The organism is Brenneria roseae subsp. roseae (assembly GCF_003115845.1).
Classification (GTDB): domain Bacteria; phylum Pseudomonadota; class Gammaproteobacteria; order Enterobacterales; family Enterobacteriaceae; genus Brenneria; species Brenneria roseae.
On record NZ_KZ819030.1, the window covers coordinates 26,729 to 52,163 of the forward strand.

21 protein-coding genes are annotated in these 25,435 nt (G+C 51.4%); 4 read left to right on the forward strand and 17 right to left on the reverse strand.

All coding sequences use genetic code 11. The annotated features are described in order from the left end of the window. Positions 1–246 precede the first annotated feature (246 nt). The gene (locus DDT52_RS13160) at positions 247–1,314 is read left to right on the forward strand and encodes a porin (protein WP_281728908.1); all 1,068 of its coding nucleotides are present in this window, start codon (positions 247–249) and stop codon (positions 1,312–1,314) included. A gap of 246 nt (positions 1,315–1,560) precedes the next feature. After that, the gene (locus DDT52_RS13165) at positions 1,561–2,751 is read left to right on the forward strand and encodes an amino acid aminotransferase (protein WP_136156755.1); all 1,191 of its coding nucleotides are present in this window, start codon (positions 1,561–1,563) and stop codon (positions 2,749–2,751) included. A 73-nt stretch (positions 2,752–2,824) separates the two neighbouring features. Here DDT52_RS13165 and DDT52_RS13170 read toward each other — a convergent pair whose 3' ends face one another. The 3 genes from DDT52_RS13170 to ldtD all read right to left on the reverse strand — a co-directional run bounded on the left by DDT52_RS13170 (position 2,825) and on the right by ldtD (position 6,114). Beyond that, entirely contained in the window at positions 2,825–3,472 is a 648-nt protein-coding gene (locus DDT52_RS13170) for an MBL fold metallo-hydrolase (RefSeq protein ID WP_136156756.1), read from the reverse strand. Positions 3,473–3,599: 127 nt separating this feature from the next. Continuing rightward, positions 3,600–4,148 (reverse strand): peptidoglycan L,D-endopeptidase MepK, encoded by a 549-nt coding sequence (gene mepK, locus DDT52_RS13175; protein ID WP_109054880.1) that lies wholly within the window; start codon positions 4,146–4,148, stop codon positions 3,600–3,602. A 184-nt stretch (positions 4,149–4,332) separates the two neighbouring features. Further along, entirely contained in the window at positions 4,333–6,114 is a 1,782-nt protein-coding gene (gene ldtD, locus DDT52_RS13180; RefSeq protein WP_486599211.1) for a L,D-transpeptidase, read from the reverse strand. 80 nt (positions 6,115–6,194) lie between these two features. On the opposite strand from ldtD, the gene DDT52_RS13185 reads away from it, so the two are divergent. Further along, positions 6,195–6,440: a hypothetical protein gene (locus DDT52_RS13185; protein WP_136156758.1), complete on the forward strand. Its 246-nt coding sequence runs from the start codon at positions 6,195–6,197 to the stop codon at positions 6,438–6,440. Positions 6,441–6,492: 52 nt separating this feature from the next. On the opposite strand, the gene mukB is transcribed toward DDT52_RS13185, so the two are convergent. Genes mukB through cmoM form a run of 4 tightly spaced genes read right to left on the reverse strand, consistent with a single transcriptional unit; the run spans position 6,493 to position 13,745 of the window. Beyond that, on the reverse strand, positions 6,493–10,932 hold the full coding sequence (gene mukB / locus DDT52_RS13190; RefSeq protein WP_136156759.1) for a chromosome partition protein MukB: 4,440 nt from the start codon (positions 10,930–10,932) through the stop codon (positions 6,493–6,495). Next, positions 10,929–11,657, reverse strand: a complete 729-nt coding sequence (gene mukE, locus DDT52_RS13195) for a chromosome partition protein MukE (protein ID WP_136156760.1) — start codon at positions 11,655–11,657, stop codon at positions 10,929–10,931. Before mukE ends, mukB begins: the two co-directional genes overlap by 4 nt. After that, on the reverse strand, positions 11,638–12,963 hold the full coding sequence (mukF, locus tag DDT52_RS13200) for a chromosome partition protein MukF (RefSeq protein ID WP_136156761.1): 1,326 nt from the start codon (positions 12,961–12,963) through the stop codon (positions 11,638–11,640). Before mukF ends, mukE begins: the two co-directional genes overlap by 20 nt. Then, a complete protein-coding gene (cmoM, locus tag DDT52_RS13205; RefSeq protein WP_136156762.1) occupies positions 12,960–13,745 on the reverse strand; it encodes a tRNA uridine 5-oxyacetic acid(34) methyltransferase CmoM in 786 nt (261 codons plus the stop codon). The genes mukF and cmoM overlap by 4 nt, the downstream gene beginning before the upstream one ends. Positions 13,746–13,915: 170 nt before the next feature. Between cmoM and elyC the strand changes: the two genes are divergently transcribed. Further along, the gene (gene elyC / locus DDT52_RS13210; protein WP_136156763.1) at positions 13,916–14,695 is read left to right on the forward strand and encodes an envelope biogenesis factor ElyC; all 780 of its coding nucleotides are present in this window, start codon (positions 13,916–13,918) and stop codon (positions 14,693–14,695) included. Positions 14,696–14,704: 9 nt separating this feature from the next. Here the strand turns inward: elyC and DDT52_RS13215 are convergent, their stop codons facing one another. From DDT52_RS13215 to DDT52_RS13260, 10 genes are all read right to left on the reverse strand, one after another. After that, positions 14,705–15,598 carry a YcbJ family phosphotransferase gene (locus DDT52_RS13215; RefSeq protein ID WP_136156764.1) on the reverse strand — a complete coding sequence of 298 codons (894 nt, stop codon included), beginning with the start codon at positions 15,596–15,598 and terminating at the stop codon, positions 14,705–14,707. A 239-nt stretch (positions 15,599–15,837) separates the two neighbouring features. Beyond that, positions 15,838–16,590, reverse strand: a complete 753-nt coding sequence (gene kdsB, locus DDT52_RS13220; RefSeq protein WP_136156765.1) for a 3-deoxy-manno-octulosonate cytidylyltransferase — start codon at positions 16,588–16,590, stop codon at positions 15,838–15,840. Further along, positions 16,587–16,769, reverse strand: coding sequence for a Trm112 family protein (locus tag DDT52_RS13225; RefSeq protein ID WP_109491507.1), 183 nt, complete (start codon positions 16,767–16,769; stop codon positions 16,587–16,589). Before DDT52_RS13225 ends, kdsB begins: the two co-directional genes overlap by 4 nt. 142 nt (positions 16,770–16,911) lie before the next feature. After that, complete coding sequence (lpxK, locus tag DDT52_RS13230) at positions 16,912–17,898, reverse strand: tetraacyldisaccharide 4'-kinase (RefSeq protein WP_136156766.1); 987 nt, start codon at positions 17,896–17,898, stop codon at positions 16,912–16,914. Then, positions 17,895–19,643: a lipid A ABC transporter ATP-binding protein/permease MsbA gene (msbA, locus tag DDT52_RS13235; RefSeq protein ID WP_109491509.1), complete on the reverse strand. Its 1,749-nt coding sequence runs from the start codon at positions 19,641–19,643 to the stop codon at positions 17,895–17,897. Before msbA ends, lpxK begins: the two co-directional genes overlap by 4 nt. 38 nt (positions 19,644–19,681) lie before the next feature. Next, positions 19,682–21,961 carry a ComEC family protein gene (locus DDT52_RS13240; protein ID WP_210732711.1) on the reverse strand — a complete coding sequence of 760 codons (2,280 nt, stop codon included), beginning with the start codon at positions 21,959–21,961 and terminating at the stop codon, positions 19,682–19,684. Positions 21,962–22,246: 285 nt separating this feature from the next. Next, positions 22,247–22,564 carry a PTS system regulator TmaR gene (gene tmaR / locus DDT52_RS13245; RefSeq protein WP_136156767.1) on the reverse strand — a complete coding sequence of 106 codons (318 nt, stop codon included), beginning with the start codon at positions 22,562–22,564 and terminating at the stop codon, positions 22,247–22,249. Between the two features lie 123 nt (positions 22,565–22,687). After that, on the reverse strand, positions 22,688–23,446 hold the full coding sequence (locus DDT52_RS13250; protein ID WP_109491511.1) for an iron ABC transporter ATP-binding protein: 759 nt from the start codon (positions 23,444–23,446) through the stop codon (positions 22,688–22,690). Next, entirely contained in the window at positions 23,443–24,450 is a 1,008-nt protein-coding gene (locus tag DDT52_RS13255; RefSeq protein ID WP_136156768.1) for an iron chelate uptake ABC transporter family permease subunit, read from the reverse strand. Before DDT52_RS13255 ends, DDT52_RS13250 begins: the two co-directional genes overlap by 4 nt. Further along, the gene (locus DDT52_RS13260) at positions 24,440–25,399 is read right to left on the reverse strand and encodes an ABC transporter permease (RefSeq protein WP_136156769.1); all 960 of its coding nucleotides are present in this window, start codon (positions 25,397–25,399) and stop codon (positions 24,440–24,442) included. The genes DDT52_RS13255 and DDT52_RS13260 overlap by 11 nt, the downstream gene beginning before the upstream one ends. Between the last annotated feature and the right edge of the window lie 36 nt (positions 25,400–25,435).

The following is a 25,435-nucleotide window of genomic DNA, read 5'->3' on the forward strand; positions in this document are numbered from 1 at the left end:
GTTTCCCGACTCTTTTTTTTTAATTTTAGGGCTGCCTCACAAAGTTCCCTAAAATTTACATTTTGTAATACAAATTTTCCATTGGTTACTCGATTGAGAACTTAGTAGCATTTTCGGGGTGGATTAACTGGCGAGTGAATGGAAAACTGCGTTCAGACACAGGAAGACACCAAACTTTCAGGAACGTTCCGTAAGGAATTTTTTATGGCAGTGGCAGGTGTCTGAATAACACCAATGAGGGTAATAATGATGAAACGCAATATTCTTGCAGTGGTAATCCCAGTTCTGTTAGCCGCAGGCGCAGCAAACGCTGCTGAAGTATATAACAAAGACGGTAACAAGCTGGACCTGTACGGTCGAGTAACTGCTCTGCATTACTTCGCAGATGACAATAGCCAGAACAGTGATGGCGATCAGACTTATGCTCGTCTCGGTTTCAAAGGCGAAACGCAAATTAACGATCTGCTGACTGGCTATGGTCGTTTTGAATATCAGTTTAACGGTAGCCAGCCTGAATCTACTAGCGGTACCGCTGACAAAACCCGTTTTGCCTTTGCTGGTTTGAAATATGGCGACTTCGGTTCTTTTGATTACGGTCGTAACTTGGGTATCGTGTACGACGGTCTCTCTTACACCGACGTTCTGCCGGAATTCGGTGGCGATTCTACATATACCGACAACTTAACTCAGCGTGTTACAGGTGTAGCCACCTATCGTAACAGCAACTTTTTCGGTCTGGTTGACGGTCTGAGCTTCGGCCTGCAATATCAGGGCAAAAATGAAGGTTCTCGTGCCATTAACAAACAGAATGGCGACGGTTGGGGTACTTCACTGGCTTATGAATCTGAAATCGGTATCGGTGCAACTGCATCTTACGGTTCTTATGACCGCACCAACCTTCAACAACAAGGCGGTGAAGGTTCAAGAGCTGAGGCTTGGGCTACCGGCCTGAAATATGACGCCAACAACGTATATCTGGCAGCTACTTATGGCCAATACCGTAACCTGACTTATGTTGGCGCAGCTAATACTGCATATGCAGACAAAACCAAAGTATTCGAAGCCGTTGCTCAATATACCTTTGATTTTGGTTTGACACCTTCTCTGGCTTATGTTTCCTCCAAAGCTAAAGATGACTCTAATGGTAACAATGCATACGTAACTAAATACGTCAGCGTTGCCGCAACTTACGCATTCAACAAAAATATATCTACCTATGTTGAATACGATATCAACCTGATCGATTCCGATAAAGACACCTACAGTGCTGGTACAGACGATACCGTTGCTGTTGGTCTGGTTTATCAGTTCTAAGTTGATTATGCCTCGTGTAACGGTTTAACCGTTTATCGTGCGGAAAAGACAGGGCTTCGTCCCTGTCTTTTTGTTTGTGTGTTCTGTGTTTAAATCTCCATAATCTCTTTTTAACCAGTCTTTTATTTTGTTTCCTCCTTCCCCTTTATTATTTCCCCGTCTTTTTTAATTCAGTGGTTGGCAAAGGCTTTTGGTGGCGGTAATCTGGGAATTCTTGCTTAATCTCTGTCATGGAACACCCTATCAATGTTTGAAAATATCTCTGCCGCACCCGCCGATCCTATTCTTGGGCTGACCGATCTTTTCCGCGCTGATGCTCGTCCGAGCAAAATCAATTTAGGGATTGGTGTTTATAAAGATGAAACGGGTAAAACACCGGTACTGACCAGCGTTAAAAAAGCAGAACAGTTTCTGTTAGAAAACGAGACGACAAAAAACTATTTGGGCATAGATGGTCTTCCTGCCTTTGCCCTGTGTACACAGGAATTGCTGTTTGGCAAACAAAACAGCATCATTATCGACAAACGCGCGCGGACGGCGCAAACGCCTGGCGGTACCGGTGGCCTGCGCGTCGCGGCTGATTTTATCGCTAACCAGACATCGGCGAAACGCATCTGGATCAGCAACCCTACCTGGCCAAATCATAAAAACATATTCTCTGCGGTCGGGTTGGAAGTCTGCGAATATAATTACTACGACGCCGCCAACCACTCACTGGACTTCGATGGCCTGTTAAACAGCCTTAACGCCGCTCAAGCTGGAGATGTGGTGCTTTTCCACGGTTGTTGCCATAACCCTACGGGTATCGACCCCACGGCGGCGCAGTGGAGCAAACTGGCCGAGCTTTCTGTACAAAAAGGGTGGCTGCCGCTATTTGATTTCGCTTATCAGGGTTTTGCCCGAGGGCTGGAAGAAGATGCGGAAGGATTGCGCATCTTCGCAGCAAAACACCATGAACTGATCGTTTGCAGCTCTTATTCCAAGAACTTCGGTCTGTATAACGAGCGCGTGGGCGCCTGTACGGTGGTTGCCGCCGATGCCGAGACCGTCGATAAAGCGTTCAGCCAGGTGAAAGCCGCCATTCGTGCAAACTACTCCAATCCGCCGTCACACGGTGCGACCGTGGTTGCAACCATTCTCGGCAACGATGCACTGCGCGCCATCTGGGAGCAGGAATTGACGGCAATGCGTGAACGTATCCAGCGTATGCGTCAGCTGTTTGTGAATACGCTACAGGAGAAAGGCGCCAAACAGGACTTCTCTTTTATTATTAACCAAAATGGCATGTTCTCGTTTAGCGGACTGAATAAAGATCAGGTCCTGCGCCTGCGTGATGAATTTGGTGTTTATGCCGTTAATTCTGGTCGTATCAACGTGGCGGGCATGACGCCTGAAAACATGGCCCCGCTGTGTGAGGCCATCGTCGCGGTACTGTAACGGATAACCCAATAACAATTAACGCAAAAGCCGGCAAATTTAGCCGGCTTTTTTATGCGTGCCTGATGTAAACCTACCAAATCGCAGGTTCATCACGAACAAAAGGATTGGTTCTTCGTTCCTGACCTAACGTCGAGATCGGTCCATGCCCGGGAATAAAGGTGACATCATCACCCAGCGGAAACAGTTTATTCTTGATCGAAGAGATCAGCGCCTGATGGTCGCCCTGCGGGAAGTCGGTACGCCCTACGCCGCCATTAAAAATTACGTCGCCAACCTGAGCCAGCCGTGAAACTTCATCAAAAAAGACAACATGACCGGGCGTATGGCCAGGGCAATGGAATACAGCCAGCACAACTTCGCCGACTTTGACCGTGTCCCCTTCCTGTAACCAGCGCGAAGGCGTTAACGGTTTACACTCATCCAGTCCAAACATGCGGCTCTGTGCGGGCAATCCTTCCAGCCAGAAAGTATCTTTAATATGGGGGCCAACGATCGGCACCTGATAATGTTCTGCAAGCTCGGCGGCCGCACCAACGTGATCTAAATGTCCATGGGTCAGTAAAATTTGCTTTACCGTGATACCCGCATTCGTCACCGCACGTTTGATTTTATCCGCATCACCGCCCGGATCGACAATGGCAGCTTCGTTCGTCGCTTCACACCATAGTAATGTACAGTTCTGGCTGAACGCCGTCACAGGGACTATTTGATATTTCATACCGCTCCATTTTAAAACAACCTGACAGACGCTGGCTGTCGCAAAACCCGGCGATGACAGCAATGCCAGCCGCGACCCTGTCTGTCAGGGTAAACGATTTCGAGATGATCCATCGTAACCCGAAATGCTACCAGGTGCGAACAGGGCCGGTATCGATATGAACAAAATTACTGCGAGGATAATAACCGACTCCGCCTGCCCGCATCTTTATCGCCGCTTTGCGCAGGTTGGCGAGTTGAACACCGTCGATATGAAAATCCATCGCCTGCCCTTTGGTATGATAACTTTGTTTGGCAACGCCTTTGCTGTGCGCACGGAGTTCATTATTGGTGTCGATTGCCCGATATCCAGAAATCAGCTGTATCGGCTTATTCGTTTCCAGCATCACCTGTAAGCGGTAAAGCTGATCAAAAAGGTGGGGATCAATCGTTTTAACTTTATTTGCTCGGTAGTCACGGAAAAAGTGGTTTAAACGGGACAATTCTTCTTTATTGTAACCTCTGCCATTAAAGAATTCCGTTTTGAGGCGTTCACCCGTATTGAGGTTATTAAGCGTTAAAATACGTGGTCGGGGTGTCGATAATGTGGCGAACGCTTGACCGGGAAGAAGCGCAATACCTAATGCTGCACCACCTAGCGCAAGCCATTTGCGACGATGATTGTCAATGTCTTCCATAGAACGAATTACCCTGGCTAAAAGAACGGTGTAAATGGAGGCACTCAAAACGCACCGCCATGAACCTTAACTGCCTATGGAAAGTGAGTCAACCCGCTTTAGTCATGGGTTTGAAGGGGATCGCAATGATCCCCCCGAGAGCGGAATTCGCGTCGGTTTCGCTAAGTCGCGCAATTTTCAATAATTACAACAGCAATAAACCCGCTTTTGGTAATATGTGCGCGCCCGCTCTTGCCGTATCATCATAATTGTAAATATCTGTTCTGAACTGTGGTTTACCATCCTCTGCAACCCAGGCGGTTAAATAATACAGGCTTACCGGGATCCGATGTTTCATCGGCACATAAGTCGTATTGCCCTGATCCAGCGTTGATGAGATACGCGCATTATTCCAGCCTGCATCCTGCAATAGCATGGCGGCCAGTTCAGATGCCTTGTTGACGCGAACACAGCCCGAACTCAGTGCCCGGATATCTCGCTGGAACAGATTATGATTCGGCGTATCGTGCAGATAGATAGCTTCCGAGTTTGGCATATTGAACTTATAGCGTCCCAACGAGTTATTGACGCCCGGCGCCTGGCGCAGCCGATAAGGGAAACGATCTGGAGAAACCATGGGCCAGTCAATCATCGAGGGATCAATCGCTTCTGAATCCTGGCTCCAGCCAGACAGCACCGTATAGCCATGACGCTGTAAATAGCCTGGATCCCGAATAACCTTCGGAATAATATCCTGACGCGTCAGCGTGGTGGGAACATTCCACGGCGGATTGACCACCACATTATAAAGCGAGCTGCTCATCAACGGCGTTTTGCGCTTAGGCTGTCCCACAATCACCCGCGATGACAGCCGCTCCGCGCCGTCCTGATAGTAAATCAGCGAGTAATTGGGGATATTCACCATAATGCCAGTGTTAACATTATCCGGCAGCAAACGCAGTCGCTGAATATTCAGCGCCAGCAACGTTGCCCGCATCTGAGGTGAAACATTCAGCCAATCGCGCGTTCGCTTACCAATCACGCCGTCAGCCTCCAGCCCTTGCCAGTGCTGGAAACGTTTAACCGCTTCAACCAGTTCACCGCTATAACGGTTTTCAGGATTCGTCAAGGCACTGTCAACGGTGCCCGTTTCCGGTCCTTGTGTCGGCTGTGGCGTAATAGATAACGCCGCGGTCGCCTGTTGTTCACTGAACAACATAAGATTCTCTGTTGCCGTTAACATACCGGTCCGTTGCAGAATTTCACGCAGGACGGCCAGTTCCTGACTTTGTTGTTCCGGACGCAGCGTTTCGGACAGGTTCAATTTCGGCCAGGGGCGATTATCCATCAGCATGTTTTTCAATGCGTCATGCATCTTGGCGTATTGCGAATGTTGAGGCGCCAGCGAGGCAACATAGGCCGCACTGTTTTCTGATGCGATTGACTGCTGCCATTGGCTGACCACACTTGCTGATGGGGATTGCAAACGATAAGGCACGCTGCTGTATAACCAGCTATTGCCATTGCGCTCAACGTCGGAAACAAACTGCAAATAACCGAGCATGGCATCGGATAAGATAATGTCCCGAGCAAAACCGGTGATTTGAGGATCGGTCAGCCAGGAAACCCATGCGGTGAACTGAGGCTGTATCCCGGCAATCGCCAATTCGGCCAGCTGCTGTTGAAATTGCTGAACAGCGCGATTGTCGGTCCACATGGGTTGCATAGCGTGACTGGCATATAATAATGACAGATCGGACAGATATTTCGGCGTCACCGATTTAGGTAATGTCGCCAATAATAACGCTCTACTCTGTTCTATCGAAACTGCCCCGGGATCTTGCGAAACGCCAGACAAAGCCGTGGGTGATGCCGCCTGCGCCGAAAAAGAAGGAAACAGGCTACATACCCAGATACAACCGGCACTCCACAGTAGCCTCTGCATTTTTCGTTTATATAACAACATCCATATATCCCCTGTACACATTGACTACCATTCCTTCCACGACAAACGGTTTTGATCGTGGAAATAAAATAACCGAACTCAATTATTGCAAATAAAAAATTATGGTTTTAAGTGGCAATATTCACCCGTGGTTCAAAGCAGATAATATCGTCGTTCATGAATGGCATATTCTTCCGTCTTTATTGTCAGTATATAAAGAGAAAAATAATTTTGCTTCTCCCTTCACACTATTATCTTACTGGTCCGGCAAGTTATCCCTTTTTTCCGCGCCATCCCCCAACATCGCCGGGAGCGATTTTAAACCTCGCGAGCGGGCGGCGATCGGCGCAACAGGATCGCCGCCATAAATAAAGCCGCTTAAAAAAGCGGCTTTATCGTCCAATATCATTACAGATTTCGCTAAGAAGCCCGTTCCTTAATTTCCGGAGATTCACTCGCAAAACCACGTAAGCCCACCACGTGAACGTGCTCATGATTCTGATGCACCTTACGCACCAGCTTATACGTTGTCCCTTTTTCAGGGCTGATATTCTCCGGTGCAGCGATAATCAACTGCATTTCCAGACGATCGCAGAGTTCAAACAACGTCGCAATCGATTTGGCATCCAGACGGGCCGCTTCATCCAGGAACAGTAAACGGCATGGCGAGATATCTTTGCCGCGTAACCGCTTGGACTCTTCTTCCCAGCTCTGAACCACCATGACCAGAATCGACATCCCCGTACCGATCGCTTCCCCGGTCGATAATGCGCCGCTCTCCGCACGTAACCAACCATCGGCACCACGGTTGACCTCAACTTCCATTTCCAGATAATTCCGATAATCCAGCAGTTCTTCACCAATGGTTTGCGGTGTCCGCTGCCCCATGTCGATTTCCGGGTTCAGGCGTTGATACAGTTTGGCCAAGGCTTCCGAGAAGGTCAGCCGGTTGCTGTTAAACAGATCCTGATGCATCTCCTGCTGTTCAGACAAAACATTCAACAGCGTGGTATGCGTTTCTCGCACATTCACGTTCAGGCGTACACTCTTTACCTGACCAAACGCCACGGATTGCAACCCCTGGTTCAGCATGCGAATGCGGTTCTGTTCACGCTGGATCGTCTTGCGGATAATATTCGCCACGCTGCGTGAACTGATCGCCAGCATTTGCTCGCGCGCTGTCAGCTCTTCCGTCAGACGATTAAGCTCAATTTCCATCTGCTCAATGGCCTCAACCGGGTCATCGGTGCGGATGATATCCTGCCGGATGCGTTCGCGCAGGTGTTGATACACGGCGATATAGAACTGAATTTTCCGCTCCGGACGTTTAGGATCCTCAGAAAGACGCAGTACGTCACGCAAATGCTCGTTATCCGCAACCGCCAGACGCAGGGCGCCCAACGCTTTATCCGACATAGAACGCAGTTCGTCGCCGTCCATATAGGCCAATTCACGGCGATGTAAACGACGCTCCACGCCGTTATCTTTAACCAGGCGCATTACCGCGCACCAGCCGGCCTTCGCCGTGACCACCTGCTCACGCATCTGATGGTAATCACGTTCCAGCTTGCGCAGTTTCTTTTGCAGGCTATCCATCTCCGCTTCACAGAACGTAATCTGTTTTTCCAGCTGATTGCGCCGCGCGCGATTCTCGCTCAACGCGGTATGCAGTTCGTCACGGCGCTGACGAGCGCGTGACTCGGCGTCGGCATCCGCCCTGACGCCAATGTCCTGTAGCTCCTGGGTCAGTTCTTTCAACATGTCGCGCTTGGCGTCATAAGAACTTTTCAGTGAAGCCTGGAGCTGGCTGTATTGCGTAAGCTGTGACTGATGCTGGCGCAGTTGCTCCCGGGCTCTCGTCCGTTCCGCTTCGGCCTGTTCCAGACGCTGACGAAGTTTGTCGTTGAGATCGGCGTTCTCGCCCAGCATCCCGGCAGAATCGGTATAGCTAAAGTGCGCCCGGCGCTGTACGACTTCCGTCAGGGAGAATGCCTGTTGCTTGGCGTGGCGCTGTGCGTTTTGCGCCTGCGCATAGTCTTCTTTTAACTGCTCATGCTGCTGTGGGTCGTTTTGCAATACCGAAACCATCGGCTCCAGTTTGGCCAACGCGGCGCCATGCTGCTGAATAAATCGCACGGACTCTTCTGTTTCATCCAGCTCCGCACGAATTTCTTCAACCCGATCGTGCAGGCTGTCATCGCATAGCAGGCTAACGCGAGGAATCAGCCGGTTCAGCATGGCACTGAGCTCTTTTGCCTGTTCGTACTGCTGACGCTGCTGCTGATTTTCACCGTCAAAGTTGGCGATGGCACGCTCAAGCTCGCCACGACGGGAGTTTAAGCCACGGATATCCGTTTCAGGATCGTCGTCAAATGCGACGGCCAGATGGGTACCAATAAAACGGCTGAACGACTGGTGTAAACGCTGGGTCTTCTGCACGTCAAAAGAGAGCGTCGCGTACTGTTCCGCCAGCGCTTCGCGCTCATCGCGCAGACTTTCCAGCCGCATTTCGCGTGCCGCCCGGCCAAACAGCGGAACGTCAGGAAAACGGGAATAGCGCCACTGGCGTTCCGCCACTTTCACCACGACCGCGCGTTCCAGCTCTTCCACCGCAAAAACGCTGTCGTCGAACGACTGCGGATCCCCTTCGATCAGATATAAATCTTCCGGGCAATCTTCCAGTCCGGCCAATTGTTCCCGAACCAGCGAGAGATCCGCAACCACGATCCCATGACGTGAAGGGCCGTAAAGCGCAGAAAAATACGGCGCATCATCCAAAGTGACATCGTCGTAGATTTCTGACAGCAATACGCCGCCAAAGCGTTCCGCCAATGCATTCAGCCGCGGATCTTCGGAACCTCCGGGCTGACTCAGCCGTTCAATCTGGGCTTCGATATGCCGCTTGCGGGTGGCGATCTCATCGCGTTCAACCGTGGTTTCACGCTCACGCTCCAGCAACTGCTGCATGTACTCCGTCACCTGACGGCTGTCTTCAAATGTTTCGCCGCTTTGCTCGCTCAGCTGCGTCAACATTTCCTGCGCCGCCAGCCAAACCGGCGCCCGTGCCGTCAGTTGCTGAATACGCTGTTGGGTTTGTTCCAGTTCCTGGCGCAACGCCATACGGCGTTCCCCAGCCTCAGCCACCAGCGACGACAGAGTTTCGATTCGCGCCTCCAGTTCCTGCTGGAGAGAATCCAGTTCTTCTGGCTCACACTCCTGACCGTGACGCTTGTTGAAATCCTGTAGCAGCCGCTCGGCATCCTGCTGTTCACGCAGACGCTGTTCCAGCTCCGATAAACGCATGCGCAGCGGCTGCACGCGCTCAGCCTGATAGCGCTGCGAAGAACTATCGCGCAATAGATCGCGCGCAACCTGCCAGGCTTCGCTACGACTGACGGTGCCGGCGATCCGGGAAACCAGCTCATAGGCTTGTTCAAACTGACTGTGCGCCGCATCGGCCACGCTCAGCTTTTGCTCAAGCATCAGCAGAATTTCTGTAGCTTCCTGCTCTTTCGCCTGATAACTGTCCAGATACTCATCGGCATTGTCAGCGGTCAGATCCGGCAATTGACACAGCATCCGCGCCCGCTCCAGCGCTTGTTGCGCCTGCTGGTACTGAATGGCCCGGGTTTGCTGTACATCCAATGCCTGCTGGTAATCGGCCAACTGACTTTTCAGCTCATCAACTTCCAGCTCGGCCGCATCGGCTCGGGATTCATTTTCAGCCTGTTGCTCACGCGCTTCTTCAACAATCTCATTCTGTTCTTCGAGACGGTAGCTCAATTCTTCCAGATCCGCGTTATAGCGCTCGATTTTTTCCTGCTGACGCATCGCCGTCTGCACCAGATTCAGGTGATCGCTGGCCGCCTGATAATCCGTTTCCAGAGAGTCTTCTGCGCCGCTTTGCTCTTCCAGCTCACGCGCCATTTCAACATGACGATATTGCTCGGCAGAGAGTTGTTTACGGCTGCCAAACAGGTCGCGGCGCAGTTCCAGCGCGCTATCCAGATGAATACGCCGCTCATTGGCATGACGCATATAGTCGGCAGCCACATAAGAGGTCGCCTCAGAAATCAAATGCTTGAACAAGTCACGATCGGATTGGGTAACGCGAATGGCCTCCAGCGTCATGCGGTTTTCACGCAGCGCGGCTTCCATATCCTGAAACGCCTTGCGCACGCCGCTGTTTTCCGGCAGCAAATAATCACGCAATGAACGCGTGATGGCGCTGGAGATACCGCCGTACAACGATGCTTCAATCAGGCGATAAAATTTGCTGCGGTCGGCGGCGGAACGCAGACGACGAGGAACCACGCCCAGATCGAACATCAGGGAATGATAATCCGTGATGGAGTTGAACTGTTTGAACTGGACGCCTTCCATTTCTTCAACACGATCTTTCAGTTCCTGCAAGGAAAGTACACGCGCCTGACGCTCGCCCACCGTCTGGGTCAGCAGCTGCGTCGGCTGAATCGCGGTTGGCAATCCCTGAATGGTAAACGGCTTGATATCGACCTTGCGATCGCGTCCGGCAACCTGTTGCAGGCGCACCCCCACCAGCACACGCTGATGACGGGAATTGACGACATCCAGTGCGGAATAACACACGCCGGCACGCAATTTACCGTGCAGGCCTTTATCACGGGAACCGCTGGTGGCCCCGGCTTCAGTGGTGTTTCTAAAGTGCAGCAATGTCAGATCGGGAATCAATGCCGTAATAAACGCCGCCATGGTGGTGGACTTTCCGGCCCCGTTGCCTCCCGACAACGTGGTCACCAATTCATCCAGATCAAACGTGCGGGCGAAAAAACCATTCCAGTTGACCAGCGTCAGTGAGCGAAATTTACCGCGTTCAATCATTCCTGTTCATCCTCAACACTCTCAGGCGGGGTATCGTCTGTGCGATCGTTCTCGTCACTTTCATCTTTCAGTGACAGGTTACCGTCAACCGGCATCGCTTCGCCATCGCGAATCATCCGCAATTGCGCCTCACGCGCGTCATCGCCGCTGCGCACATCGGCGCCGAAACGGAAAACCGACTCGGTGATTCGAAATTTGCTGTTGTCACTGCCCATAAAGTAGATCATCCCCAGCCGCCGTAGGCGGTTAAGAGAAGTTCTCACTTTTTCCTGTAATTTCTGGCGATCCAGATCGGAACCGGTTGAACGTTGGTTAACCAGCCTCAGTAATTTGTTTTCATCCGCCAGGCCGAGCAGTTCTTCATACAGATCTTGCTGGCTGAAAATGCCTTCGTGCGCCAGACGCTCCGGGCTGAGGTATAAATAGCAAAGAATTTTCCCCACCATCATATCCAGTTCGGACAAAACAGAACGGGGGATCAGCGTGGTGGATCGCGGCCGCAGATAGAAGAAACCTTCTGGCGCACGAATCAGCTCGACGTTATAACGGCTGTAAAACGATTCCAGTTCTTCCTGAAAATCCATCAGAAAAGCATGATTTTCCAGCTCTTCGATGCCGATATGACGGCCTGCGCGCAGCTGGCTGTCCAACGCGGGAAACAACAGGTTCGACAGCGCGGTGACCAGTCTGGCTGGCATGATATGTTCAATATTTGTCGATGACATGGGCCTGTACCTTGGCTCCGTAATCATTGATTACCTGCCACAACGCGGGTAATCCGGTGAAATCTGCTTCGGCCACGCCCAGACGCACCGCCTGGTCGACCACGATTCGGGCAACATCAAAGTGCCGGGAACGAGGATACTGCGCCAGATATTCGCGCATCACATCGCTTAAATTGAGCGGTATTTGCTGCTCTTTGTATTTCTGTAACGACTGCTCGACCAACGCAATCAACTGCTCACGTATTTCGCTGAACTCTTCATATTCCAGCTCTGGCGGCAACTCGCCCGTCACCTCTTCACTGCGCAACGCCAATTCTTCATCGCGCATATCCAGCAGCCGATCGGCGTTGGCAAAGGTGAGTGCCCAGGGATGATCAAAATAACTTTGTACCGACTGACGCAGGCGCTGCGCAAACACCCGGTTTTTATCCATATCGATAGCGGTACGGATAAATTTATGCACATGCCGATCGTAGCCAATCCATAGATCGATAGTCTGCTGGCCCCAACTGACAATACGGTCAAGTTTGCTTTGCAGATCGAAGACCAGCTTATCGACAAATTCCAGATTGTGTGGATTGTCCAGAATGGCGTCCTGAATACTCAGCAGGCTGGCCTGGAGTTTGTCGCCGGCGGCTTCCAGCGTATCCTGCAATTCACGCAAGGTGCTCGAGGTTTCCGTCAGCAACTGCTCGCAGTTGCTAATCGCCGCTCGCCAATCCTGATTCAGCAACGCGGCAATATCCTCTTTTACACCCTGCTGTTGTTCATCCATCACCCGCTGGGATAAATCAATACTGTCAAAAATCTCTGCAACCGAGTATTTCAACGGCGCGAACACATTACGATGCCAGTGGAACTCATCACCACCCTCTTCTGCCGCCTCTGCCGCCCGGCTAAGTTCCTGGGCCACAATCGAGAGCTGCATGGAGAGGCGCAGCGCAGAGAATTCACGCTGGCGAATGTAGTAATCGGTAATGCCGATACCCAACGGCGTCAGACGATAAATGGCATTGCCTTCCGCCTGTTCACTGGTAAAGCGATTAAGCAACCGCTGGCGAACCAGATCATTGATGGCGTTATTGGCACGGACCGTAATGGTTTCGTCCGTTTGATCAAATCCCTGACTGACATGGCGAAAGGCATCGACCAGTTCGCCTTCGCTCATTTCACCATCCATGCGTTCGCCATTGAGCGTAGCTATTGCCAGTAAAAAGGCCAGACGTTCAGTGGGAAGGGAAAGGGAAAAATCATTTTTTCGTGCCCAGGCGACCAGTTCGGGTACAGTCTGGGAAAAATCACTCATAATGCATCCTTCAAATGGGGTTTATGCGCCATGACATGGATATAACGACCCAAGCTTACGAAGGGTTCCTGCCGGCAATAACGTTGTTCAAGCTCCAGAATCTCGGCAAAATTATCACGTTGTTGCTGTTTATTCTGCAAATAATCGTGAAATACCCGCACTCCCGTTTTACCGCTGATGGACAACCCCATCTCCTCAAGCCAGCGATAAACCTGCTGAGGATCCAACGGATGATCGGGCGACAGCGACCGCCGCTTGCGCTTGGGCATACCGGCTTGTACATAGGCAAAATTACCCAGCACCATATTACGCATCAGCAAGCCATGATGGTTATAAAACATCAGGGATAACGCGCCCCCCGGTGACAGACAGCCATTCAATATTTCCAGCACTTGCTGTGGCTGAGCCACCCATTCCAGCACCGCATGAAACAATATCAGATCGGCGGGCTTTTCCATATATTGCACGATATCCTGCGCAGCACTTTGTACAAAACGCATATTCTGGATCACGCCCTGCGTGGTCGCCGCTTCTTTGGCGCGCTGAATCATCTCATCTGATAAATCGCACAACAATATCTGATGTCCTAAAGCTGCCAGACGACAGGCCATATGCCCTTCACCGCCGCCGGCATCCAGTACCCTTAACGGCCGTGCCGGAAGCCGGGTGAGCAACCCTTCAAGATCCTGCCATAGAATCGCCTGTCGCAGCGCACCTTTTGTCGTGCCATAAATATTCTGGGCAAATTTCTCTGCGATATCGTTAAAATTGCGATCCTGCATGGGTTAATGGTTCCGCATCATAGATTCAGGGCGAATAAAAACGCATGGCGATCCAGCACATCAGATGCCTTGAAGCCTGCCATTTTGGCACAGGCTGACCTAGAATAAATCGTCTTACCACATAATATCTGCCCGGATGCGGTTTTTTCACCCAAAAGGAACGCAATTTTATGCTTTTCGCACTTAAAAAATTTGTCGGTAGCCTGTTGCTGCCCCTTCCACTGCTATTGATCTTGATGGGCGCCGGCCTGCTGTTCCTGTGGTTTACCCGGCGTCAACGCACCGGCAAGACGCTGATTTTGGTAAGCTGGCTTATCCTTATGCTGCTCAGCATCCAGCCAATTGCCGATCGCCTGCTGTTACCGCTGGAAACGCGCTATCCCACCTGGCAAGCCGATCGGCCCCGGGCAGATTATATCGTGGTGCTGGGCGGCGGCTATACTTATAATTCCGACTGGGCTCCCAGCTCCAATCTCATCGGCAACAGCCTGCCACGGGTCACCGAAGGTATTCGCCTCTATCACGCCAACCCCGGAGCAAAAATGATTTTCACCGGCGCGGCAGCGCAAGGCAACCCGGTCAGCAGCGCCAGAACGGCGGCGCTGGTTGCCGAAAGTCTGGGGGTTCCGCCGCAGGATATCCTGCTGGTGGATAGCGCAAGGGATACGGAAGAGGAAGCCGTCGGTACGGCGAAAATTGTCGGCAGTCAGCCTTTTTGGCTGGTGACATCGGCAAGTCATTTACCTCGCGCAATGCGTTTTTTCCAGGCTGAAGGGCTTCATCCCATGCCTGCCCCGGCGAACCAATTGGCCATCACTACCGCCCTTAATCCGTGGGAAAAGATCTTCCCTTCAGCCTATTATTTGTCGCATAGCGAGCGGGCCTGGTATGAAACGCTGGGTCGTATCTGGCAAAGCCTGAAAGGTACGAAAACAGAGCCAGAGCAATGACGCTCTGCGCTATTCCAGCCAGGGCGCAAGCTCACGGGACGCCAGATCAAAGAGCTGGCGATCCAGTTGCCCGGTGTGGATATAACGGGAAACCGCTTCCCAGATGACATACAGCCAGCGCCGGTATACAAAGGACTCTGAAACCGGCGCTTTCTTGAGATAGTGATATAACAGCTGCTCCGGCATCCCTGATTCACAAAGCCGGAATAGCTCATACTCTCTGGGCGCCCAAAGCATCATTCCCGGATTAATCATCGCCAGTAGCTGATCGGTGCGGGCGTCTTTCAACATACTGCGCAACGAGAGATTGCCGTGCACCAGCACACAGCTGTCATTGAAATCATCGAATAATTCAGGCAACTCCTGACGGGAACGATAAAGCAGGCTGCGATCGGCCTGTGTTAACTGAGGCGCGGTGATGTTGAGCAGCGTGGCCCATAACACTTCCAGACGCTGCTGATACCAGCTAATCCAATCATTTTCCTGCGAACTGTCAACAGAGCCGACACAGCCATGGCTATCAATGCGATGCCAGGCCAGGACGCCCTCTACGATTTGATCCATCAACAGCGTCCAGCGCTGTGCGGTACGAGTCGGCGCTTCAACCGACACGCCGCGCAGACGTTCGATCAGCAGCAGCTCTTTATAGGGAGATTGCTGAGTAATCACCAAACCGTATACCGTCGGCAGGCGAACATCTCCTTCACGCGCCAGCATGGATAACTTGTAGGCCTCCTGCTGCGCAACGCCTTGACAAACATAACTTTTGGCAAGTAAAGGAATGGCATTGCCTTCTTTATCGTACAAAGCATATAAATGCGCATAGGGTTGCTCGCTGATACGTTCAAGACGACTCAGGCTTTCCCCCAACACCGTGCTTAATTCCGCTTTTAACTGTTCCATAAACGGCAAAACCTCTACTGAGCAGAATCGCTCCACTCGTCATGATGCGGTCAACAAATGACAATTTCCCCAATGCAGATCAAATAAAGCAGGATCAATGACGCATCCCAAATAGACTGAAAATTTGATAACTGGAATAAAATACGATTACATATTTCGGATACAAATAAAAACGGGGATTTTCATAATCTGAAAATCCCCGTTTTTATTTAATCATTCACCTGCTTAGTATTTTTAGCTTAACGATTAGCCATCACCTGTCGCACGCGCACTAAATCTTCTGGCGTATCAACACCGACACTGGGAATCGCTTTTGCCACGGCAACGTGAATCTTTTCGCCGTACCACAGGACGCGCAACTGCTCCAGTAGCTCAATTTGCTCTAACCGACTAGGCGCCCAGCTGACATAGCGTCGGACGAACCCGGCACGATACGCGTAAATACCAATATGTCGTAAGAAATGATCGCCGATGCTCTCCCTGGATTGGGCAAAACGCTCTCGCTCCCAGGGAATCGTCGCTCGTGAAAAATACAACGCATATCCTTCGGCATCCGTGACCACTTTAACCGCATTAGGATTGAACGCTTCTTCACTGGTTTCTATCGGCACAGCCAACGTCGCCATACCTGCATGGCAGGAGGACAGATTTTCCGCGACCTGACGGATAATGACCGGCGGGATAATGGGTTCATCGCCCTGTACATTCACGATGATTTCGTCATCGGCAAAGCCATAACGTTCGATCACCTCGGCAAGCCGTTCCGTACCGGAGTTATGGTCTGGACTGGTCAGGCACACTTCTCCGCCGGCCTGCTGAATCGCCGTTTGTACATCAGGGTGATCGGTAGCGACAATCACGCGCCGGGCCCCTGATTCCAGCGCCCGTTCCATGACATGGAGCACCATCGGTTTGCCATTAATATCCGCCAGCGGTTTGCCAGGCAAACGACTCGACGCAAAGCGCGCTGGAATAATAACAGTGAAAGTCATTGTGTTATCTCATCAGCGCCTAAGGTACGCGCTTCACTTTCCAGCAATACCGGAATGCCATCACGCACGGGATAAGCCAAACCATCAACCTTGCATATCAGTTCCAGTTTTTCTTTATTGAAGTACAAACGTCCGTTACATACCGGACAAGCCACGATCTCAAGCAAACGGTGATCCATGTTTCCTCCATCATATACCCGCCATACGGCAAGTTGCAGTTGCGTTGGCTTTCCTGCGACTCGAACTATTTAAGGTATAGAAGCTATCTAACAGGGTTATGAGAAGACCGCTGGCCCATTCGGCCAGCAACCCGTCTTTAAACTAATGCTTAGCCAACACGGTTTCCAATTGGCGAAGCAATTGCGTCGCATGCGGCTCGGACAGCACCGCATCCACCGGGAGATACCACCAGTTAGCGCACGCAAATGCCCGGCACTTTACCGCATCTTTCTCCGTCATTAACAGCGGCTGTCCATCATCTACGGTTAACGGTTTAAGCTGATCCAACTGATAGCGTTGATGATCGGCAAAAGCGATTTCACGTGAAATGCTGACGCCTGACTGGCGCAGCGTGGCGAAAAAACGTGGAGGATGACCAATCCCCGCCATCGCCACGACATTTTGCAAACGTGAAACGTCGCATTTTTCGCCCGAAAGCAGATTAATCGCCATGCCGGCAGTCAGCATCATGGCGATTTCGCCTTCACGCGGGATACCGCCATTCACGATAATCGCGTCCACCGTGGCCAACCGGCTTTCCCGCTCGCGCATGGGGCCAGCCGGCAGCCACCAGCCATTGCCAAAGCGTCGAATGCCGTCCACCACCACTAACTCCATATCACGCGCTAAAGCATAATGCTGTAATCCGTCGTCGGTAATAACCATATCCAGCGGATAATGTGCCAGCAACGCCTCCACGGCCAGACGACGCTGTGGCGCAACGGCAACCGGCGCTCCCGTACGCTGATGAATCAGCACAGGTTCGTCACCGGCCTGCGAGGTTGTAACGCCATTATCAACCAGCAAGGGATAGCGATCCGCTTTGCCGCCGTAGCCCCGGGACACCACGCCAACCCGATAGCCTTTTTTTTGCAATTGCTCGACCAGCCAGATAACTACTGGCGTTTTTCCGTTGCCGCCGGCGGTCAGATTCCCCACCACCACCACCGGTACCGGTGCGCGCCAGCTTTTACGCCACCCCCACCGATAACTTTGACGGAGCAGAAATGCAATCCCGCCGTATAACAACGAAAAGGGGACCAGGAGCCAATAAAGTGGCGAGCGCCCTGACCAGATACGTTCAATCATTCGCCGAACTGCATTTTATGTAGCTGTGCATAAGCGCCATTCCTGGCCAGTAAGGTAGCATGCTCACCGCGCTCAATAATGTGCCCATCCTCAACAACCAGGATTTCGTCAGCATTCTCAATGGTAGACAGACGATGCGCGATAACCAACGCGGTACGATCTTTTTGCAACGCATCCAGCGCAGCCTGAATCGCCCGTTCGGACTCCGTATCCAATGCGGAAGTCGCTTCGTCCAGCACCAGGATAGGACAGTTGCGTAACAGCGCACGAGCAATAGCAATACGCTGACGCTGACCACCAGAAAGCAGCACGCCATTCTCGCCAATTATGGTATCCAGTCCATTGTCCATTTTGCTGATAAAATCCATCGCATACGCCATTGTCGCCGCACGTTCTATTTCCTCACGGCTATAACGGTCATTACAGGCATAAGCAATATTATTGGCGATGGTGTCATTAAACAGGTGCACGTTCTGTGAAACCAATGCCACCTGATTACGCAGCGAAGCCAACGTATATTCACGCAGGTCGTGTCCGTCCAGCAGAATTTCACCTGACTGAATGTCATAAAAGCGCGTGATCAGATTGGCAATTGTGGACTTACCAGAGCCTGAACGCCCAACCAGCGCCACTGTTTTCCCCGGCGGAATATGCAAGCTGATATTCTTCAGCGCCAGCGTCTCTTTTCCCGGATAGGAAAAATTGACATTGCGGAATTCGAGATCGCCTTTCGCCCGGTCAATCTCCAGTTTGCCATTATCTTTTTCCTGCTCCATATCCAGAATGGCGAACAGTGTCTGACAGGCTGCCATCCCACGCTGAAATTGCGCATTAACGTTAGTTAATGACTTCAGAGGGCGCATCAGCGCAATCATGGAGGAGAAAACCACCGTAATCGTCCCTGCCGTCAGCGTGTCCATAACGCTGGGGATACTGGCAGCGAACAGAACGAACGCCAGCGCCAGTGAAGCGATCAATTGAATGATCGGGTCAGAGATTGAAGAAGCGGAAACCAATTTCATTCCCTGCTGGCGCATGCGATTGCTAACCTTATCAAAGCGCCTGGTTTCCACATCCTGACCACCGAAAATCAGCACCTCTTTGTGGCCTTTCAGCATCTGCTCCGCGCTGGTGGTCACGTGCCCCATGGTATCCTGCATGCTTTTACTGATATTACGAAAACGTTTGGAAACAACACGGATGGCAAGCGATACAATCGGTGCAATGACAATCAGAATGATAGAGAGCTGCCAGCTGTAATAGAACATCAGAATGAAAAGGCCAATAATAGACGCCCCTTCCCTGACTACCGTAATCAGCGCATTTGAAGAGGACGCCGCAACCTGTTCTGAATCATAGGTGATACGGGACAGGAGGGTTCCCGTTGACTGCTGATCGAAGAAAGAAACCGGCATCCCCATCATATGGGCAAACAGCCGGCGACGCATGTTCATCACCACCTTGCCGGACACCCAGGCCACACAGTAACTGGAAACAAAGCCGGAAGCGCCGCGCATCAGCATCAGGCCAATGACCACCAATGGCATCCAGACCAGTACCGAACGATCGGCTTTACCAAATCCTTCATCCAGCAAGGGCTTAAGCAGAGACAGCATCAACGTGTCGCCAGCCGCATTAATAATCAGTGCGATCGCGGCCACAGCCAGCCCCGTTTTAAAAGGAGAGATCATCGGCCATAGGCGACGAAATGTCTGCCAGGTGGAGAGATCTTTATCATTCAGCATGCAATAAACCTGAGCCAGGAAAGAAATAGCCGCCTATTTTACTCATTATAACGCTTTACGCCAAACCACTGATGATACCAACGAGGCGATATTTGTTCTCTAAAACGTAATATGTGCCACGAATCGCTGAAAAAACGCGCGCTCAGTTGTCCGGATGCCGCGGTATCCAACCAGCCATAAACATGCTGCCGATAGCGCTCGACAATTTTCGTCGCAGGCAGTCTCCACGGGTTATAGCGTGCGGTAGAAACAGCGACATACCGTGCATTAACCGCCCTGATAAACGGCGGAGAGGAAGACGTATTACTGCCATGATGAGGAATTTGTAACAAATCCGCAGTTAACGCACTTCTTTTCCATTTAACCAACTGTTTTTCCGTTTCAGATTCAATATCTCCCGTCAGCAACACCCGATGTTTCCCATCATCGATACGTATTACGCACGAATCATTATTCTCTGCTCTATTCACCAGGGCCGTCGGCCACAACACGGTGAAAGTTAACCCCTGCCAGTTCCACATATCGCCTTGTAAACAAGGTAAATACCCTTTCTGGTTAAAGGAGCTGTAAACTTTTGCCAGAGGATAGGCCTGATGAATCTTCTCCAGGCCACCGGTGTGATCCATATGACTGTGGCTCAGAATGATTTTTTCCACGCTGAGTCCGCGCCAGCGCAGATAGGGTAATATTTCCCTCGTCGCCATATCGCCCCCTTCCCATCGGTTTCCCGTATCGTACAGTACCGCTTTTCCATCACGCTCGATGACAATCGCCAGCCCATGCCCCACATCCAACATATCGACCCGCCAGTCAGGCTCATTGTTTTTTACCCGGGACATGACAAGCAGCACGATCAAGGCTCCCAGCGTACCGGGGTAGCTTTTCCACCATTTAAAACGCCAAATCGCAACCATTAACCAGCCGGCTACGCTGCTAATCAGCAGGGATGCGTCAAGATGCACCCAGCCAGTCTGCAAGTAGGAAAGCGGTACAAACACCGCTTTCAACGACCCATCCGCCAACGTCCACAGCCAGCCACTCAAAACCGTGAGCGACATCATGGGTAAGGCCAGCAAAATAAGCGGCGTAGTAATAAATGAAACCACCGGAACCGCCCATAGATTAGCCGGTAGTGATGTCAGGCTGAAACCGTGAAACAGACTGAGTTGTAAAGGCATCAGCAGCAGGGTTACCCCGGTTTGCAGATGTATCCATCGCAAGAAGAACCAACGAAACCGCGTTTGGCAACGAAGAGGCAGTGGCGCCCATTGAAACCAGAAAATAAGCGAGGCCACGGCCAGACAGGAGAGCCAGAAACTGTCGGACAGTACGCTGAGGGGATCGCATAACAGAACGATTGCCACGCACCATAACCAGACTTGCCACGATGAGCAGATCACGCCTCCGATTTTCAACGCCATCCAGACGGAAAGCGCCAATGCAGCCCTGACCGCGGGGGGATTTCCGCCTGCCAGCCAGACATAGATCCAGGCGATTAACACGCTGGCCAGCAATGGAAACCGATAGCCGATCCGATGTGCGGGAAAACCATATTGCATCGCCCGGGCCAGCCACCAGCCGAATCCGCCAGCTAACGCAATATGCAGACCGGAAATCGCCATCAGATGCATGGTCCCGGTTTTCTGTAAAATAGCCTTGATTTCGGGGGCTACCGTTTTCATTTCACCGAAAGCCAGCGCCAGCAAAATAGCACGCCACGGTAACGCCGCCGTTTGCCGTTCCGCTTGCGAAATAATACGCTGGCGAAAGTCACATTCAGAATTGATGGCCTGCGCTGACACAATCCTTCCCGAAAAAGGCTGGCGCTTCGATATCGCCCATCGCTGGCTGTCGAATCCGCCTTCATTCAGCCGGCTATGAACCGGACGCAGATTCACGGTCGCCGCCCATCGTTGACCGCCACACCAGTTCCGCATGTCATTCGATAGCGTTACCCGGGCGTAGAGTGGAGGAAAGATCCATGTCTGATTAACTTTCTCTAACCTGACAACAATCTGATTCTCATCAAGCTCAACAAAACGTACGCTGCTAATCGTAACGACAGCATTAACGGTTCGCTGTGCCAGTTGATCGATTTGCTTTAGCAGTGACTGAGCCGTTAAGCCCGCCCAACAAAAACTGAAAAGCATAACGGCTGCCGTTACCTGAAAAAAACCGCGTTTTCCTGTCAGAATCATGGCGACAGACAGGATCACTCCCAGCCATAACGCCCCGGACGGCGGTATATTGGGCAGTATTGCCAGAGGGAAAATCCCAAGAACAGCCGCAATGGCAAGGGCACTTATCGATATTTTCATTGCATCCGTCCCTGGGAAAAATACGCATTCCTGTTAATACGCGCCACACCGTGAATCATGTTGCATCACGTGCTATCCGCCCAGATCAAAAAATGAAAACTGGAACTCGCTACGCAACAAGGGTTATAGGTTGCAATGAGTTGCAGGCGACAGGCGAAAAGGAATCCAGAATGAGGAGCCGGATTTGGGACAGGGGAGAAAAGCGGACAGCAACAAAAAGGGATCGCAGATGCGATCCCAATGACGATAGCGATCTCTGTTACCAGAGAGCATATACGGATGAGGTTATTTCACTTCACCCATGGCTTTCAGTTTCTTGGACAGTTCACGGCGTTCTTTCGACAAATCTGCATTTTTAATGATGTAATCATCAACGCGATCTTCATAATCGCTACGCATATTTGCAATGATGCCTTGTACATCTTCAATGGTCATACCCGGTTTCAGATACTCGCTCAGGTTATCAAGCAGTAAAACGCGCTTCTGGTTGTCACGGATTTTCTTTTCGTTATCAATGATTTCACGCTGCAACTTATTTTTGCGGCGAAACGTGCGCACAAATTCCAGAACGTCCTGGAAACACGGTTTTGTGTCCTTATCCATTTATTTACCCTTACCTTAAGTCATACACAGATACTTTACGCTCACCATACAGGTTAACCACGCCACCTTTCAAGTTACCGGTGCTACCGTCGGCGATCGGACGTTTTTTCTGTAATCGGTTAATCAACGATAATACACGGCAATGCGCTGATTATGAACCTGCTCAATCACGACTTCAGTATCAAAAATGTCTTCAAGGATCTCGGACGTCATGATCTCTTCCGGTTTCCCACTGTAGATAATCTGTCCTTTTCGCATGGCGATGATGTAATCGGAGTAGGCGGAAGCAAAATTGATATCGTGAATAACCAAAACAATCGTTTTACCCAGCTCATCCGCGGCACGACGAATTTGTTTCATCATGGAGACCGCATGCTTCATATCCAGATTATTCAGCGGTTCGTCCAACAGCACGTATTCCGTATCCTGACACAGCACCATCGCCACATAAGCCCGCTGGCGCTGTCCACCGGAAAGCTCATCTAAAAAACGATCTTTAAATTCAGTCAGGTTAAGGAATGCCAGCGCGGCGGCGATACGCTCATGGTCGTCAGCATTCAACCGTCCTTTGGTATAAGGATAGCGTCCGAACCCGACCAGTTCCGCAACCGTTAACCGACTGGTGAACTGGTTTTCCTGACGTAACACTGACAGACAGGTTGCCAGTTTATCGCTCGGCGTCGTTGTTACATCCATGCCATTGACGTTGACTCGTCCTTGATCGGCATCCAACAAACGGCTGACGATAGATAACAGCGTCGATTTCCCTGCCCCATTCGGACCAATGATCGACGTGACGCCACCGCGGGGAATCGTCGCAGTGACGTTTTTCAATACCGCCACATTATTGTAGGTTTTGGTTACATTACCGATTTCAATCACACGGAAACCTTTTTAAGTAACAATAAGATGAACAGAGAACCACCAATAAATTCAATGACAACGGACAATGCGCCGGCCATACCGAGGAGGTGTTCCAGAATCAGTTGTCCACCCAGCAACGCAATGACCCCCAGCAAAAAAGCTGCCGGCAGTAAAAAACGATGCTGGCTGGAGCCAACAACCAGATACGCAAGATTGGCGACCATAAAGCCGAGGAAGGTTAACGGCCCCACCAGCGCCGTTGATATTGCCACCAGCACAGACACCAGCAGCAGGATAATCGTTACGCTGCGTTTATAGTCCATCCCCAAATTGATGGCCGTATTTCGTCCCAATGCCAGCACATCAAAGCGAAAACGCATGCGCCATATTACCAGGGCGACGGCCAGGGTGATCGCGGCAGATAACGCAATCAATTCAGGCACCGCACGGGTAAAGGTGGCAAACATTCGCCCCTGCACAATGGCGAATTCGCTGGGGGTCAATAAACGCTGCATCAGATTCGCCATGCTGCGAAACAGCGTACCGCAGATAATCCCGACCAACAGCACCAGATGAAGATTGTTGCGGCTGCCGGTAAATAGCCACCGGTACAGGATCGCAGAAAACAAAATCAGCAGCACCGCTTCAAGCGCAAACTTGCCGCCGACGCCCAGCTCCGGTATGCCGCCAACCCCGAACATAAAGACCAACGCCGTCTGAATAAGGACAAACAACGCCTCGAATCCCATGATCGACGGTGTCAAAACACGGTTGTTGGTGACGGTCTGAAACAGAACCGTCGATGCGCTGGCGGCAAAAGCGACCAGTAACATGGTGGCCAGCATCAACCCGCGGTGCACCATAATGTATTTCAGGTTACTGCCGAGATTGATCGTCATAAATATCACGACCAATGCCAATGATATCCCGGCCAGCCACATCAGACGCAAGCGGGGAGACAACCCCGCTCGCCTTTCGCCGACAGCAGCGGACATCGAGGTATTACGTTCATTAACCGACATGGCGTTTTTGACTTAACAGTAAAAGAAGGAAAACAACGGCGCCGATAACACCGAGGATCACACTCACAGGAATTTCAAATGGATAGCGAATTACCCGGCTGATGATGTCACAGAACAGCACCAAACCTCCCCCCAGCAGACAAACCCAGGGAATCGTTTTACGCACATTATCGCCGAGTAACATGCTGATCAAATTGGGCACGATCAGGCCGAGAAAAGGCAGATTACCGACCACCACTACGACCACGCCGCTGATAACGGCGATAATGGATAGCCCCATCAACATCACCTGCCGATAGTTCAGTCCGACGTTGACGGAAAATTCCCGCCCCATTCCCGCGACGGTAAAACGGTCAGCAATCCAGCAAGCCACCAGCGTCAACAAACCGACCAGCCACAGCAATTCATAGCGACCTTGCAGCACACCGGAGAAATCCCCCGATTCCCAGCTTCCCAGGGCCTGCAATAGATCAAAATGCAAGGCGCCAAAGGTAGTGATGGAGCTGATTACCGCCCCCAGCATAATTCCCACCAGCGGGACAACCAGCGCCGATTTGAGCACCACTCGCCGCAGCAACATCATGAACAGTAAGGTGCCCCCCAGGGCAAACACGCTGGCGACAGCCATCTTGGTAAAGACGGTGGCGCTCGGCGCCAGCACCATGACAACCAGCAATCCCAGACCGGCAGACTGTGTTGTTCCCGCCAGTGATGGCTCGACAAAACGGTTCTGAGTCAGTAACTGCATAATCAAACCGGCCACGCTCATGGCGCTACCAGCCAAAAGCAAAGCCAGCGTACGCGGTACGCGGCTGATAAAGAAAATATCACGCATCGCCGGATCGGTCCAAACCGCCCGCATGTTTATCTGCCCCGCGCCAATAAACAAGCTGGTGACAACCATACAGGCAAGCAAAAGCACACCGAGAGAAAAATAGAAAGATTTCATTATTCTGCCACGACCTACCGTTATTTTTTATGCTGG